Annotated in this window: 14 protein-coding genes; 5 read left to right on the plus strand and 9 right to left on the minus strand. The window is 71.5% G+C overall.

What is annotated here, in order from left to right; all coding sequences use genetic code 11:
* Nucleotides 1-1,041: XdhC family protein (locus AC2VOR_RS08380; protein ID WP_486963593.1), on the minus strand; the 1,041-nt coding region annotated here is incomplete at its 3' end.
* A 24-nt stretch (nucleotides 1,042-1,065) separates the two neighbouring features.
* On the opposite strand from AC2VOR_RS08380, the gene AC2VOR_RS08385 reads away from it, so the two are divergent.
* Complete coding sequence (locus tag AC2VOR_RS08385) at nucleotides 1,066-2,025, plus strand: LysR family transcriptional regulator (protein WP_369740941.1); 960 nt, start codon at nucleotides 1,066-1,068, stop codon at nucleotides 2,023-2,025.
* Between the two features lie 16 nt (nucleotides 2,026-2,041).
* On the opposite strand, the gene AC2VOR_RS08390 is transcribed toward AC2VOR_RS08385, so the two are convergent.
* The 5 genes from AC2VOR_RS08390 to ttfA form a co-directional block, all read right to left on the minus strand.
* On the minus strand, nucleotides 2,042-2,686 hold the full coding sequence (locus tag AC2VOR_RS08390; RefSeq protein WP_486963594.1) for a TrmH family RNA methyltransferase: 645 nt from the start codon (nucleotides 2,684-2,686) through the stop codon (nucleotides 2,042-2,044).
* Nucleotides 2,683-3,603: a hypothetical protein gene (locus tag AC2VOR_RS08395; RefSeq protein WP_369740943.1), complete on the minus strand. Its 921-nt coding sequence runs from the start codon at nucleotides 3,601-3,603 to the stop codon at nucleotides 2,683-2,685. The genes AC2VOR_RS08390 and AC2VOR_RS08395 overlap by 4 nt, the downstream gene beginning before the upstream one ends.
* A gap of 174 nt (nucleotides 3,604-3,777) precedes the next feature.
* Nucleotides 3,778-4,317, minus strand: a complete 540-nt coding sequence (gene pyrE, locus AC2VOR_RS08400; RefSeq protein WP_369740944.1) for an orotate phosphoribosyltransferase — start codon at nucleotides 4,315-4,317, stop codon at nucleotides 3,778-3,780.
* Nucleotides 4,304-5,077 carry an SDR family NAD(P)-dependent oxidoreductase gene (locus AC2VOR_RS08405; RefSeq protein WP_369740945.1) on the minus strand — a complete coding sequence of 258 codons (774 nt, stop codon included), beginning with the start codon at nucleotides 5,075-5,077 and terminating at the stop codon, nucleotides 4,304-4,306. The genes pyrE and AC2VOR_RS08405 overlap by 14 nt, the downstream gene beginning before the upstream one ends.
* Before the next feature lie 15 nt (nucleotides 5,078-5,092).
* Entirely contained in the window at nucleotides 5,093-5,959 is an 867-nt protein-coding gene (gene ttfA, locus AC2VOR_RS08410) for a trehalose monomycolate transport factor TtfA (protein WP_369740946.1), read from the minus strand.
* Nucleotides 5,960-6,344: 385 nt separating this feature from the next.
* Between ttfA and AC2VOR_RS08415 the strand changes: the two genes are divergently transcribed.
* Nucleotides 6,345-6,788, plus strand: a complete 444-nt coding sequence (locus AC2VOR_RS08415; protein ID WP_369740947.1) for a LemA family protein — start codon at nucleotides 6,345-6,347, stop codon at nucleotides 6,786-6,788.
* Between the two features lie 4 nt (nucleotides 6,789-6,792).
* Here AC2VOR_RS08415 and clpB read toward each other — a convergent pair whose 3' ends face one another.
* Nucleotides 6,793-9,339 (minus strand): ATP-dependent chaperone ClpB, encoded by a 2,547-nt coding sequence (gene clpB, locus AC2VOR_RS08420; RefSeq protein ID WP_369740948.1) that lies wholly within the window; start codon nucleotides 9,337-9,339, stop codon nucleotides 6,793-6,795.
* A gap of 452 nt (nucleotides 9,340-9,791) precedes the next feature.
* Between clpB and AC2VOR_RS08425 the strand changes: the two genes are divergently transcribed.
* The 3 genes from AC2VOR_RS08425 to AC2VOR_RS08435 are packed head-to-tail and all read left to right on the plus strand — an operon-like array spanning nucleotide 9,792 to nucleotide 12,082.
* Nucleotides 9,792-9,977, plus strand: coding sequence for a DUF3060 domain-containing protein (locus tag AC2VOR_RS08425; protein WP_369740949.1), 186 nt, complete (start codon nucleotides 9,792-9,794; stop codon nucleotides 9,975-9,977).
* A 36-nt stretch (nucleotides 9,978-10,013) separates the two neighbouring features.
* Entirely contained in the window at nucleotides 10,014-11,168 is a 1,155-nt protein-coding gene (locus AC2VOR_RS08430) for an FAD-binding oxidoreductase (RefSeq protein ID WP_369740950.1), read from the plus strand.
* A 23-nt stretch (nucleotides 11,169-11,191) separates the two neighbouring features.
* Nucleotides 11,192-12,082: an aldose 1-epimerase gene (locus AC2VOR_RS08435; RefSeq protein WP_369740951.1), complete on the plus strand. Its 891-nt coding sequence runs from the start codon at nucleotides 11,192-11,194 to the stop codon at nucleotides 12,080-12,082.
* On the opposite strand, the gene AC2VOR_RS08440 is transcribed toward AC2VOR_RS08435, so the two are convergent.
* Both AC2VOR_RS08440 and dnaJ read right to left on the minus strand, forming a co-directional pair.
* Nucleotides 12,079-12,477, minus strand: coding sequence for a heat shock protein transcriptional repressor HspR (locus AC2VOR_RS08440; protein WP_369740952.1), 399 nt, complete (start codon nucleotides 12,475-12,477; stop codon nucleotides 12,079-12,081). The two genes, AC2VOR_RS08435 and AC2VOR_RS08440, sit on opposite strands and share 4 nt — an antisense overlap.
* Nucleotides 12,477-13,479: molecular chaperone DnaJ (gene dnaJ, locus AC2VOR_RS08445; protein ID WP_486963595.1), on the minus strand; the 1,003-nt coding region annotated here is incomplete at its 5' end. The genes AC2VOR_RS08440 and dnaJ, both read right to left, overlap by 1 nt.

Here is a 13,479-nt window from a genome sequence, read left to right on the forward strand (position 1 = left end):
GGCGGCGATCGAGACCGCGGTCTCCTCCGGGGTGCGCGCGCCGAGGTCCAGCCCGATGGGGCTGGCCAGCCGGCTCAGCTCGGTGTCGGTGAGCCCCACCGCCCGCAGCCGGTCCATCCGGTCGTCGTGGGTGCGGCGCGATCCCATCGCGCCGACGTAGCCGACGTCCAGGCGCAGCGCCACCTCGAGCAGCGGGACGTCGAACTTCGGGTCGTGGGTGAGCACGCAGATCACCGTGTCCCGGTCGACGGCGCCAGCCGCCGCCTGCGCGGCCAGATATCGGTGCGGCCAGTCGACGACGACCTCGTCGGCCGACGGGAAGCGCGCCCGGGTGGCGAACACAGCGCGCGCGTCGCACACCGTGACGCGGTAGCCCAGGAACGACCCCTGCCGGGCCAGGGCGGCGGCGAAGTCGATCGCCCCGAAGACCAGCATCCGGGGCGGCGGGGCGTTGCTGGAGACGAAGACCTCCATGCCGTCGCCGAGGCGCTGGCCGTCGGGCCCGTACTCGAGGACCTCGCTGCGGCCCAGCGCCAGCAGGCCGCGGGCGTCGTCGGTGACCGCGGCGTCGGCGCGCGGCGAGCCCAAAGACCCCGACAGAGCGTCGGGCCTGACGATGAGCCGGCGGCCCACCCACGCCGCGTCGGGGTGGGCGATGACGGTCGCGACCGCCACGGGACGACCCGCCGCGACGTCCTCGGCGATCGACCCAAGTTCGGGAAACGTTGCCCGCGAGACCGACTCGATGAAGACGTCGATGATGCCGCCGCAGGTCAGACCGATCTCGAACGCGTCGTCGTCGCTGACCCCGTAGCGTTCCAGTCGCGGTGTCCCGGTGTGCGCGACCTCGGTGGCCAGCTCGTAGACCGCGCCCTCCACGCAGCCGCCCGACACCGATCCGGTCGCCGAGCCGTCGGGGGCCACCAGCATCGACGCGCCCGGCTGCCGCGGCGCCGACCGCAGCGTGCGCACGACGGTGCCCAGCCCCGCGGTCGCACCGGCACGCCAGATCGGCATCAGCTGAGCAAGCACTTCCCGCACGGGTTCCAACGTAGGCTCATACCCATGACTCCGGCTCAACTTCGGGCCTATTCGGCGGTGGTTCGGCTGGGATCGGTGCGGGCCGCCGCCGCGGAGCTGGGTGTTTCCGACGCCGGGATCTCGATGCACGTGGCGGCGCTGCGCAAGGAGCTCGACGACCCGTTGTTCACCAGAACCGGTGCCGGGCTGGCGTTCACGCCCGGCGGCCTGCGGCTGGCCAGCCGCGCCGTGGAGATCCTGGGCCTGCAGCAGCAGACCGCCATCGAAGTCACCGAGGCGGCCCACGGGCGCCGCCTGCTGCGCATCGCGGCGTCGTCGGCGTTCGCCGAGCACGCCGCGCCGGGGCTGATCGAGCTGTTCTCGTCGCGCGCCGACGACCTGTCGGTGGAGTTGAGCGTGCACCCCACCAGCCGGTTCCGCGAGCTGATCTGCTCGCGCGCCGTGGACATCGCGATCGGCCCGGCCGGTTCGGTCGGTTCGGACGAGACGATCTTCGTGCGAGCCTTCCTGAAATATCAGATCATCGCCGTCGTCGGGCCGAAAAGCCCACTGGCCAAAGGTTTTCCGACTGCCGCGGCGCTTCGTGCCCAGCAGTGGATGCTGGGGCCGTCGGCGGGCGGAGTGGACGGTGAGATCGCGGTCATGTTGCGCGCCTTGGAGATTCCGGAGTCACAGCAGCGGATCTTCCAGAGCGACGCCGCCGCGCTCGAGGAGGTGCAGCGGGTCGGCGGGGTGAGCCTGGCGATCGGCTTCGCGGTGGCCAAGGACCTGGCCGCCGGGCGGCTGGTGCACGTCAATGGGCCGGGGCTGGACCGCTCGGGCGAATGGTGCGCGGCGACCCTGGCGCCGGCGGCTCGCCAGCCCGCCGTGTCGGAGCTGGTGCGCTTCATCACCACACCCCGGTGCACGCAGGCGATGATCCGCGGGTCCGGCGTCGGGGTGACGAGGTTCCGCCCCAAGGTACACGTCACGTTGTGGAGTTGAGCGTGAATCCTGGTTGCTACCACGCGCGATCGAGGTCGGCGTGCTGGCGAATCCAGGCGTGCATCGCGATCCCGGCGGCCACCCCGGCGTTGATGCTGCGCGTCGAGCCGAACTGCGCGATGGACACCGCGATCGACGCGCCGGCGCGAATGTCGTCGGTGATGCCCGGCCCCTCCTGACCGAACACCAGCAAACACTCGCGGGGCAACGCCACCTCCTCGATGCGCACGGCGCCCGGGACGTTGTCCACCGCGACGACGCTCAACCCGGCGCCCGCCGCGAACTCCAGCAGTTCGCCGGTTCGGTCGTGGTGGCACAGCCGCTGGTAGCGGTCGGTCACCATAGCGCCGCGGCGATTCCAGCGCCGCCGCCCCACGATGTGCACGGTGTGCACCGCGAAGGCGTTGGCGGTGCGCACCACCGAGCCGATGTTGGCGTCGTGGCCGAAGTTCTCGATCGCCACGTGCAACGGGTGGCGGCGGGTGTCGATGTCGGCGATGATCGCCTCCCGGGTCCAGTACCGATAGGCGTCAACGACGTTGCGGGTGTCGCCGTCGCGCAACAGGATCGGGTCGTAGCGCGGGTCGTCGGGCGGCTCGCCCGGCCAGGGCCCGACGCCGGCGGCCGGCGCCCCCCACTCGGTGGGCCCGGGCTCGTTCATCGCTGCGTCCACACGCCGGCGTGGGTGCCGTCGACCGCGACCGTCGCGTAGAGCAGCGCCTCGTTGATGTCGCCCTGGGTGCACAGCGACGCGTCGACGTGCACCGCGTCCAGCGAGGCATCGGGCAGGATCAGCACCGACGACCCGTACGCGGAGCAGGCCGGGTTCAGCCCCGGAGCGGGCAGGGTCGGCGAGGCGAGCAGCATCATCGGGCCGCCGCGCTTGGCGGAGTCGTCGCGGTAGCGGTCCGCGAGGGCGGTGGCCTCCAGCCCCAGCAGCATGTAGCCGTTGCCGGTGAACGCGGCCGGGTCACCGAGCTGCGCCCTGGTCACCGGGGTGCCGTCGGCGTGCCAGGCCGACAGGTTGACGGTCTTGACGACCAGGCCGGTGTCGTTGGCGTTGGTCGGCATCAGCCCCACGGGGAACGCCGCAGGGTAGGCCGCCGACGTCTTGGGGATGCGGTCGCGCGGCGAGTAGGCGTACACGCCGCGGACCTGGCTCCGGTCCTTCTGCGGGCCGAGGCACACGGTGCCGGTGAGCCGGTCGGGCGGCGCCGACAGCGGGGAGGGGATCTGCCGCCCGCTGCTGACCGCGCTGTCGCAGCTGCCCAGCGCGGTGGCCTCCAGCGGGTGCGCCAGCGCCCCGTAGAGCCCGAAGCGAATGTCCTCCGGTCTTGCGTGCGGGCTGTTGGGCGACGCGACGCTGGCGTCGACGTCGATCAGTACGTAGTCCTCCGACCAGCGCAGGTTCGACACCCCGATGTTCCAGCCCAGCAACGCCAGCGACTCGCCGAACCGCGCCCCTTCGGCGCCATAGGGGCGGACGGGATGGGCGGAACTCGAGCAGCCGGCCAGGCAGGCGGCGATGACGAGGAGGGCGCTCGCGGCGCGCTTCGGCGACCGGAATCTAAAGCGCATCAGTCACGTTCGCCACATGCGCCACTGGCCAGGAACGGTCGACTTTTTGCCCGCCTCACAGCGACAAATCGGAGCGGGAGGGAATTGTCGCTGCGAGGCGGGCACAACGAATGCCGCCCACGCCAGAGGCCCGTGCGGCAGGTGTGACGATTGGTGCATAGCCCCGCTCGCCGCCTAGCCCAGCCCCAGATCGGCAAGGCCCAGCACGCTGCGGTATAGCAGCCCCTCGGCGCGGATGGCCTCGGCGGCGCCGGTGGCGCGGTCCACCACGGTGGCAACACCCACCACCTCGCCGCCCGCCTCCTGGACGGCATGCACCGCCGTCAGCGCCGAGTTGCCCGTGGTGCTGGTGTCCTCCACCACCAGCGCCCGCCGCCCTGCGACCTCGGAACCCTCGATAAGTCGTTGCATACCATGGGTTTTCGCGGCCTTACGGACGACGAACGCGTCGATCGGCCGCCCGGGCGCGTGCATGACGGCCGTCGCCACCGGGTCGGCGCCCAGGGTCAGGCCGCCGACCACCGCGTAGTCCCAGTCGCTGGTCAGCTGCCGGACCAGGGTGCCGATCAACGCCGACGCCCGGTGGTGCAACGTGGCGCGGCGCAGGTCGACGTAGTAGTCGGCCTCCTTGCCCGACGACAGCGTGACCCGGCCGTGCACCACCGACAGGCGCCGCACCAGCTCGGCCAGCTCCGCGCGGTCAGCTTCGTCCACGGCCGCCCCCGACCCGACTCGCCGCCGCGCGCACCAGGTTCCGCGGGATCATCCGCCCCGCGGCCACGAGCGCCTTGTACTGCAGCCCGGGCACGCTGACCACCTTGCCGGCGGAGACGTCGGCGAGGCTCTTGTCGACCACGTCATCGACCTCGAGCCACAGGAACGACGGCAGCCGGGCCATGTCGATTCCCGCCCGCTCGTGGAACTCGGTGTGCACGAACCCCGGGCACACCGCGTGCACGCCGACGCCAGTGCCCCGCAGGCCGCCGGCCAGGCCCTCGCTGAAGGACACCACCCAGGCCTTGGACGCCGAGTAGGTCGACCCCCGCCCGGACAGCAGCCCCGCCACGCTGGCCACGTTGATTACCGTGCCCGCACCGGCGGCGAGCATGGCCGGCAGCGCGGCCCGGGTCAGCTGCATCACCGCGGTGACGTTGACGTCCAGTTGCGCCTGCAGCAGCGTGGGATCCGTCGCCCAGAACTCCCCCGACGTGCCGAATCCGGCATTGTTCACCAGCACCCGCACCCCCCCGGCGAGCCGGTCGACAACCTCATTGCGCTCGGCCGCGTCGGACAGGTCGGCGGACAGGATGTCGACACCGCCCGCCTCGGTCTTCAACTCCGCCGCGAGTGCGGCCAGCCGGTCGGCGTCGCGGGCGACCAGCACCAGGTCGTAGCCGTCGGCGGCGTAGCGGCGGGCATAACCGGCACCGATCCCGGACGTGGGCCCGGTGATCAGGGCTACGGGGCGAGACATGAGCGACCGGCGCGGTCAGCGCTGGTAGTTGGAGGCCTCGCGGCCGTTGACCGGTGGCGGCGGGCGGTGCACGCCTTCGGGCCGGCCCTCGGTGCGGGGCTGGTCGCGGCGCACGGGCTCCGGCTCGCGCCGGCCAGCCTCACCGACCAGGCCCGCCACGTCGTGCTGCGCCCGCCGCGGCGGCAGTTCCCCGCGTCCGGCCGGCATCAGCGGACGGCTCGGCGAGGCACTGCGCAGGCCCGCCGGCGCGCCCGACTCCGAGGCGGTCTCCTGCGGCAGCGGCGGCAACACCCGCAGCAGGTCGTTGAACTGCCGCACGGTGCGCAGGCCCTCGTCCCACTGGGCGCGCGTGCTGGCGATCGGCATGGCCACCAGCGTCCAGTTCTGCTCGTTCCACATGATCTCGGCGCAGTCGGGCGCAGTGTGGGCAAAGGTGACCATGCGCCGGTCGCAGGCCCGCCGGGCCGCGTCCAGGTTCGTCGAGTACACCATCCGCGGCCCGATCGCACCGAGCAGCCAGATGTCGTTCTCCCGCGGCTCTTTGAGCCCCTTGAGCCGCAGGTCCACCACCACGTTGGTGCCCACCTTGCGGTGCAGCGCGATCACCGTGGCCACCTCTTCGAGGTCGAAGATGTAGACCGCCTCGCCGCGGATCTGCCCCAGCACGACGTTGTGGGCGGCGACCTCCCCCACCGTCGACATCACCCCGCGCTTCCAGCGCTTGAGGATCTCGGTCGACTCACGCTCGTAGTCGAAGCCGTGCGACCGCGCCCACGACTTGCGGCGCCGGCTGCGGCCGCGACGCCGGTCGATGTCGACGTACAGCAGCACGCCCGCGCCGACGAAGCAAAGGGCGGACAGCGTGAACCAAAGGGGAACCATCCCAAGTAGGTTATCTGCTCTTGGGCCGGAGTGGAGAATGCCACCAGGTCACAACCGCGCATCAGGCGCGTGACGGCACGCCCGGGGGGCTGGTGAAACCGCCGACCGCGCCGGGACCAACCCGAGCGCACCGACCGCGTCGTTCTACTACAACGTGGTCGGCTTCCAGGCCATGAAGATCGCGGCCGCGCACGTGAGCATCGACCTGCCCGGTCCGCCCGGGGCTGGTGCAGTGCGCCGCCGACGAGACCGGGTCCATCCCGTGCGCGATCGCCGGTGCGGGCACCGACCACGTCACGGTCACCACCGCGGCGCTGCCACCACAGAACCCGGTCACCGTGCGGCTCGACCTGCGGGTGCCGCTTCCGCGCCGGGCCACGCTGCCGTGGACCGAGCGCTGGCGGCCCTGGCAGTGCTCGGTGTCGTCGCGTTCAACGCGCTGCGCCGCCTCGACGTCAAGGCCCAGGAGGCGCTCGGCGGGATCGCCGTGCAGCTGACCCGCCGGGCCGACCTGGTGCCCAACCTGGTCAACACCGTCAAAGGTTATGCGGCGCATGAGAAGTCGGTCTTCGAAGAGGTCACCGGAGACCAGCGTCGACGAGAAGGCGCGGGCGCAGGGGCCAACTTTCTGCAGCTGCATGAGCAGCTCGCCGACACCGAGAACCAGCCGGCGTTCGCGCGTCAGTACTACAACGACGCGGCGGCCGGCCCCAACCAGCGGGTGGTGACGATCCTCTGGATGTTCTTCACCGGTCTGGCGGGCGTACAGAAACGGCCGTTCGACCGGGCGCCGGAAGGCCAGCGGGCACCGCCGCAGGTCCAGTTCTAGTTACTCAGCCCAGGATCAGCGAGTCACCCTCGGGACTGACGTTGACCGGGACGGTGTCCCCGTCGTGCACGTCGCCGGCCAGCAACATCTTGGCCAGCTGGTCGCCGATGGCCTGCTGCACGAGCCGGCGCAACGGCCGGGCGCCGTAGACCGGGTCGAACCCGCGCTGGGCCAGCCACTTCTTGGCGGTGTCGGACACCTCGAGCTGCAACCGCCGCTGGGCCAACCGCTTCTGCAGCTGCGCCAGCTGGATGTCGACGATGGCCACCAGCTCGCCGGGCTCGAGGCCGTGAAACACGATCACGTCGTCGAGGCGGTTGATGAACTCCGGCTTGAACGCCGAGCGCACCGCGGCCATCACCTGCTCCTCGCTGCCGCCCGACCCGAGGTTGGACGTCAGGATCAGGATGGTGTTGCGGAAGTCGACCGTGCGGCCCTGGCCGTCCGTCAACCGCCCCTCGTCGAGCACCTGCAGCAGCACGTCGAACACGTCGGGGTGGGCCTTCTCGACCTCGTCGAACAGGATCACCGTGTACGGGCGTCGCCGCACCGCCTCGGTCAGCTGACCGCCCTGGTCGTAGCCGATGTAGCCCGGGGGCGCTCCGACCAGGCGGGCGACCGAGTGCTTCTCGCCGTACTCGCTCATGTCGATGCGGACCATGGCGCGTTCGTCGTCGAAGAGGAACTCCGCCAGCGCCTTGGCCAGCTCGGTCTTGCCGACACCGGTCGGGCCGAGGAACATGAACGATCCGGTCGGCCGGTTGGGGTCGGCGACACCGGCCCGCGACCGCCGCACGGCGTCGGAGACGGCCTGAACGGCCTTGCGCTGGCCGATGACGCGCTTGCCCAGCTCCTCCTCCATGCGCAGCAGCTTGGCGGTCTCGCCCTCGAGCATGCGGCCGGCGGGGATCCCGGTCCACGCCGACACCACCTCGGCGATGTCGTCGGGCCCGACCTCCTCCTTGAGCATCACGTTCTCGCGGGCCTCGGCCTGCGGCAGCGCCGCGTCGAGCTTCTTCTCGAGTTCGGGAATGCGCCCGTAGCGCAGCTCGGCGGCCTTGGCCAGGTCGCCGTCGCGCTCGGCGCGCTCGGACTCCCCGCGCAGCGCCTCCAGCTGTTCCTTGAGCTCGCGGACGACGTCGATCGCGTTCTTCTCGTTCTGCCACCGGGTGGTCAGCTCCGCGAGCTTCTCCTTCTGGTCGGCCAGCTCGGCGCGCAGCTTCTCCAGCCGCTCCTTGGACGCCTCGTCCTCCTCCTTGGCCAGCGCCATCTCCTCGATCTCGAGGCGGCGCACCAGGCGCTCGACCTCGTCGATCTCGACTGGGCGCGAGTCGATCTCCATCTTCAGCCGCGACGCGGCCTCGTCGACCAGGTCGATGGCCTTGTCCGGGAGGAAGCGGGCGGTGATGTAGCGGTCGGACAGCGTGGCGGCGGCGACCAGCGCCGAGTCGGTGATACGCACGCCGTGGTGCACCTCGTAGCGGTCCTTCAGCCCGCGCAGGATGCCGACGGTGTCCTCCACCGACGGCTCGCCGACCAGCACCTGCTGGAAGCGGCGCTCGAGCGCGGCGTCCTTCTCGATGTACTTGCGGTACTCGTCGAGGGTGGTCGCACCGACCAGGCGCAGCTCGCCGCGGGCCAGCATCGGCTTGATCATGTTGCCGGCGTCCATCGCGCCCTCGCCGGTCGCACCGGCGCCGACGATGGTGTGCAGCTCGTCGATGAAGGTGATGATCTGCCCGGCGGAGTTCTTGATGTCGTCCAGGACGGCCTTGAGGCGCTCCTCGAACTCACCGCGGTACTTGGCGCCGGCCACCATCGAGCCGAGGTCCAGGCTGATGACGGTTTTGTCGCGCAGGCTCTCGGGCACGTCACCAGCGACGATGCGCTGGGCCAGGCCCTCCACGATCGCGGTCTTGCCGACGCCCGGCTCACCGATCAGCACCGGGTTGTTCTTGGTGCGGCGGCTCAAAACCTGCACGACACGCCGGATCTCGTTGTCGCGCCCGATCACCGGGTCGAGCTTGCCCTCGCGGGCCCGGGCCGTCAGATCGGTGGAGTACTTCTCCAGCGCCTGGTAGGTGGCCTCGGGGTCGGCGCTGGTCACCCGCGCGCTGCCACGCACCTTGACGAACGCCTCGCGCAACGCCTGCGGCGAGGCGCCGTGGCCGGTCAGCAGCTTGGCCACCTCGGAGTCGCCGGTGGCCAGGCCGACCATCAGGTGCTCGGTGGAGACGTACTCGTCGTCCATCTCGGTGGCCAGGTGCTGGGCGGTGGTGATGGCCGCCAGCGATTCGCGGGACAGCTGCGGCTGGGCGCTGGCGCCGCTGGCCTGCGGCAGCCGGTCCAGCAGCCGCTGGGCCTCGGTGCGGATGGTCGCCGGCTCGACACCGACCGCCTCCAGCAGCGGCGCGGCGATCCCGTCCGCCTGCGTCAGCAGGGCCATCAGCAGGTGGGCGGGCCGGATCTCGGGGTTGCCTGCGGACGAGGCCGCCTGCAGCGCCGAGGTCAGTGCCGCCTGGGTCTTGGTGGTCGGGTTGAAAGAGTCCACGACGCCTCCGTTCGGGTCGGGTTACGGGTCAAAATGCTTGTCGCGTTATCTAACGCCGTCAAGGTTGAGTCTGTTCCGCTCAAGTCTAAATATTGTGGCACGTTTCGTCGATGGATTCGCCGCCGAACCCGAGCAGCGGCTCTCGCCCACCCTGCGGCGCATTCCCAAGGCCGGCTGGCCGGACTGCCGTCCCGGTGGTGGTTACGTGTGGACGCTGTTCGTGGTCGCGGTCGCACCGGTCGCGCTGTGGATCGAGCTGCCCGAGGCGTTCACCGTCGTGGCGGTGCTGACCCTGGCGGGGGTCTACGGCAGGCAACTGTGGGAGGCGCGGGTCCGCCTCGCTCAAGTGGGGCCGCGCGGCGACCGTCCCCCGGGCGGGCACGTTACAGCTCAGCGGCACCGGCACGCGCAAGACGATCCCCTGCAACGACGGATACCTGTCGGTGAGAGGGGTGACGAACGCGATCACGGTCACCGGCCACTGCGCAACCCCCAACGTCTCCGGAAACGAGAACCGCGTCACGGTCGACAGCGCCGACGCCGTGAGTACCCCGGGAACCGGCGACCGGGTGACCTACCACCGGGGCGCGCCCGAGGTCGTCGACGCCGGCACCGCCAACACCGTCCCGCAGGGCTGAGGCCGGCGCAGCGCGGCGCGCCTAGAATTCGGCTCCGTGAGCCTGGAGGACCCCGACGCGTTGCGGGTCCTGCGCGACGCCATCGCGCAGGACGGGCTCGTCCACCGGTTCTACACGCACTGGTTCGCCCTCGACACCTCGGTGCGCGACCTGTTCCCGGCCGAAATGGCCGGCCAGCGGGCCGCTTTCGCCCAGGCGTTGCGCTGGGTCTACGGCGAGCTGGTCGAGCGGCGCGCCGAAGAGCCGGTGGCCTTCCTCGCCCAGCTCGGTCGCGACCACCGCAAGTACGGCGTCACCGCGCCGCACTACGCGACGCTGCGCCGGGCACTGCACGACACGCTGCGCGACCACCTGGGCGAGACCTGGACCGGGCCCGTCGCGGAGGCAGCGCGTCAGTCGCTGAACCTGATCACCGGGGTGATGAGCGGTGCCGCCGACGCCGAGGAGGGGCCCGCCTGGTGGGACGGAACGGTCGTCGAGCACATCCGGGCCTCCCGCGACCTGGCGGTCGTGCGGCTGCGGCTGGACCGCCCGATGGACTACCACCCCGGCCAGTACGTCACCGCCCAGGTCCCGCAGTGCCCGCGCCGCTGGCGATACCTGAGCCCGGCCATCCCGGCCGACCCGGACGGCCTGATCGAGTTCCATGTCCGGGTAGTCCCCGGCGGCCTGGTCAGCACCGCGGTCGTCGCCGAGACCCGGCCCGGCGACCGGTGGCGGCTGTCGAGTCCGCACGGCGGGTTGCACGTCGACCGGGACGGCGGCGACGTGCTGATGGTGGCCGGCGGCACCGGCCTGGCGCCGCTGCGCGCGCTGATCCTGGACCTCGGCCGCTACGCCGACAACCCGCGGGTGCACCTGTTCTTCGGGGCCCGCTACCGCTGCGAGCTCTACGACCTGCCCACCCTGTGGCAGGTCGCCGCGCACAATCCGTGGCTGTCGGTCTCGCCGGTGTCGGAATACGGCACCGACCCGCCCTGGGCCGCCGACTATCCCGACTGCACCCCGCCCCGCGGCCTGCACGTGCATCAGACGGGCCGGCTGCCCGACGTGGTGACCAGATACGGTGGTTGGGGCGACCGGCAGATCCTGATCTGCGGGGGACCGGACATGGTGCGGGCCACTAGGGCCGCCCTGATCGCCAAAGGCGCTCCGCCGGAACGCATCCAGCACGACCCACTATCCGGGTGAGTCGAGGTCGACGGAGGTAGGGCATGCACACCGTCACACTGCGCGACCCGTCCTCGCCGCTCGCCGCCCGGTTCGTGCCGGGAGCCGGCATGCTCGGCACCTCGCTGACCGACGACGGGGTGGAGCTGCTCGGCCAGCGGCGCGGCCTGACCGCCTACGTCGAGGCCGGCAAGACGATGGGCATCCCAATCCTGTACCCGTGGGCGAACCGGTTGGGCGCCGACACCTACACCGCCGAGGGCGCGACGGTGCGGCTGACGCCGGGGGAGAACGGTGTGCGCGCCGACCCCAACGGGCTGCCCATCCACGGCACCATGGCCGCCTATCCGGGCTGGCGGGTGACGGCGGAATCGGGCGACGAGCTGACCGCCGAGGCCGACTTCGGCGCCGACCCGCGGCTGCTGGCCGGATTCCCGTATCCGCACGTGCTGACGGTGTCGGCGCGGCTGGCCGGGCGCACGCTGACGGTGACCACCACGGTCACCGCGACCGGCGACACCCCGGTCCCACTGTGTTTCGGCTTCCACCCCTACCTGCAGCTGCCCGGGGTGCCGCGCGCCGAATGGACGATCCGGACACCGCCGCTGCGGCACCTGGCCCTCGATGATCGCGGATTGCCCACCGGCTCAACGGAAACCCAGCCGGAGCAGGAAATTTTGTTGGCCGACAAGGGTTTTGACGACGCCTACGATCAGGTACCCGAGGGCGCGGTGTTCGCGGTGTCCGGCGGCGGGCGCCGCCTGGAGGTCCACTTCGAGCGTGGGTATCCGGCCACGCAAATCTTCGCCCCACCCGCCGAAGACCTGGTGTGCTTCGAGCCGATGACCGCACCGACCGACGCGCTGCGCCGCGGCGGCTACCGGTGCGCGCGACCGGGCGAGCCGGCGCAGGCCCGGTTCTCGATCCGCGCCTAACGGTTCCCGGGTTTGCGGGGCTGCCAGACCACCAGCGCGGTGCTCTTGGGCAGCACCGCGAGGTCGCGGCGCTGGCTGCCGCGCGACGCCATCAGCTCGTCGGTCAACTCCTTTACCCGCGCCTGCAGCACCTGGACCTGGTTGGTCAGCTCGATGATGCGCTTGATCCCGGCCAGGTTGACCCCCTCGTCCTGAGAAAGCCGCTGCACCTCACGCAGCAGATCCACGTCGCGCTCCGAATAACGGCGTCCCCCGCCGGGAGTGCGGCGCGGCCGGACCAGCCCCATGCGGTCGTAGGTCCGCAGGGTCTGCGCGTGCATGCCGGCCAGCTCGGCGGCCACCGAGATCAGGAACGTCCGCGACTCCCGGTCGGAGTTCCTCGAATTCGCGGCCATCAGCGGTTACCCGCCCATCCGGCCCGCGGGTTGAAGCCGCTGGCGCGCTCGGCGGCCGCGTAGGCCTCCAGCGCCGCCTGGGCGTCGCCCTCCAGGTTCGGGGGCACGGCCACCTTCACGGTGACCAGCAGGTCCCCGTTGCCGCCGCTGCGCTTTGGCACGCCCCGGCCACGCACCCGCAGGATGCGTCCGTCGGCCGTGCCCTTGGGCACCCGCACGCCGACCTTGCCGTCCAGCGTGGGCACTGAAAGCGTCGAGCCCAAGGCTAATTCGGCGAAGCTGACCGGGACGGTCACCGTCAGGTCATCGCCGTCGCGGCCGAAGACCTTGTCCGGGCGCACGTGCACGGTGACGTACAGGTCCCCCGAGGGGGCACCGCGCAGCCCGGCCTCGCCCTGCCCGGGCAGCCTGATCCGCTGGCCGTCCTCGACCCCGGGCGGGATTCGGACGTTGATCGTGCGGGTGCGGGTGGTGACCCCGGTGCCTTTGCACTCGTCGCACGGGTGCTCGATGATCGAGCCGCTGCCCCGGCAGTCGGTGCAGGGTTCGGAGAAACCGAACGCCCCCTGGTTGCGGTTGATCACGCCCGACCCATTGCAGGACGGGCATACCTTCGGGCTGGTGCCCGGCCGCGCTCCGCTGCCGTGGCAGTTGGTGCACGGCGCCGGGCTGGTCAGCCGCAGCGGCATCGCGACGCCCTTGGTGGCCTCGACGAAGTCCAGCTCCGTCTCGGTCTCCAGGTCGTTGCCGCGCCGCGGCCGGCTGGGCCGGGCCGCGGCGCCGCGACCGAACAGGCCACCGAACAGGTCGCCAATGGTGGCGCCGCCGCTACGGCCCGCGGCATCGAACAGGTCGTTCAGGTTGAACTCGACACCGTCGCCGCCCGCACCGAAGCCGCCGAAGTCGCCGGCATCGAACCTGCGCCCGCCGAACCCGCCGCCGGCGAACAGCCGCCGCGTCTCGTCGTACTCCTTGCGCTTGGCGGGGTCCGACAACACGTTG

This window comes from Mycobacterium sp. TH-M103 (assembly GCF_057473785.1).

Coding starts and splice junctions, on each gene's coding strand:
- AC2VOR_RS08440 (WP_369740952.1), bottom strand. CDS start 12,477: ATGGCCGCGAATTCGAGGAACTCCGACCGGGAGTCGCGGACGTTCCTG.
- AC2VOR_RS08435 (WP_369740951.1), top strand. CDS start 11,192: ATGCACACCGTCACACTGCGCGACCCGTCCTCGCCGCTCGCCGCCCGG.
- ttfA (WP_369740946.1), bottom strand. CDS start 5,959: ATGGTTCCCCTTTGGTTCACGCTGTCCGCCCTTTGCTTCGTCGGCGCG.
- AC2VOR_RS08385 (WP_369740941.1), top strand. CDS start 1,066: ATGACTCCGGCTCAACTTCGGGCCTATTCGGCGGTGGTTCGGCTGGGA.
- AC2VOR_RS08405 (WP_369740945.1), bottom strand. CDS start 5,077: ATGTCTCGCCCCGTAGCCCTGATCACCGGGCCCACGTCCGGGATCGGT.
- AC2VOR_RS08395 (WP_369740943.1), bottom strand. CDS start 3,603: ATGCGCTTTAGATTCCGGTCGCCGAAGCGCGCCGCGAGCGCCCTCCTC.
- AC2VOR_RS08390 (WP_486963594.1), bottom strand. CDS start 2,686: ATGAACGAGCCCGGGCCCACCGAGTGGGGGGCGCCGGCCGCCGGCGTC.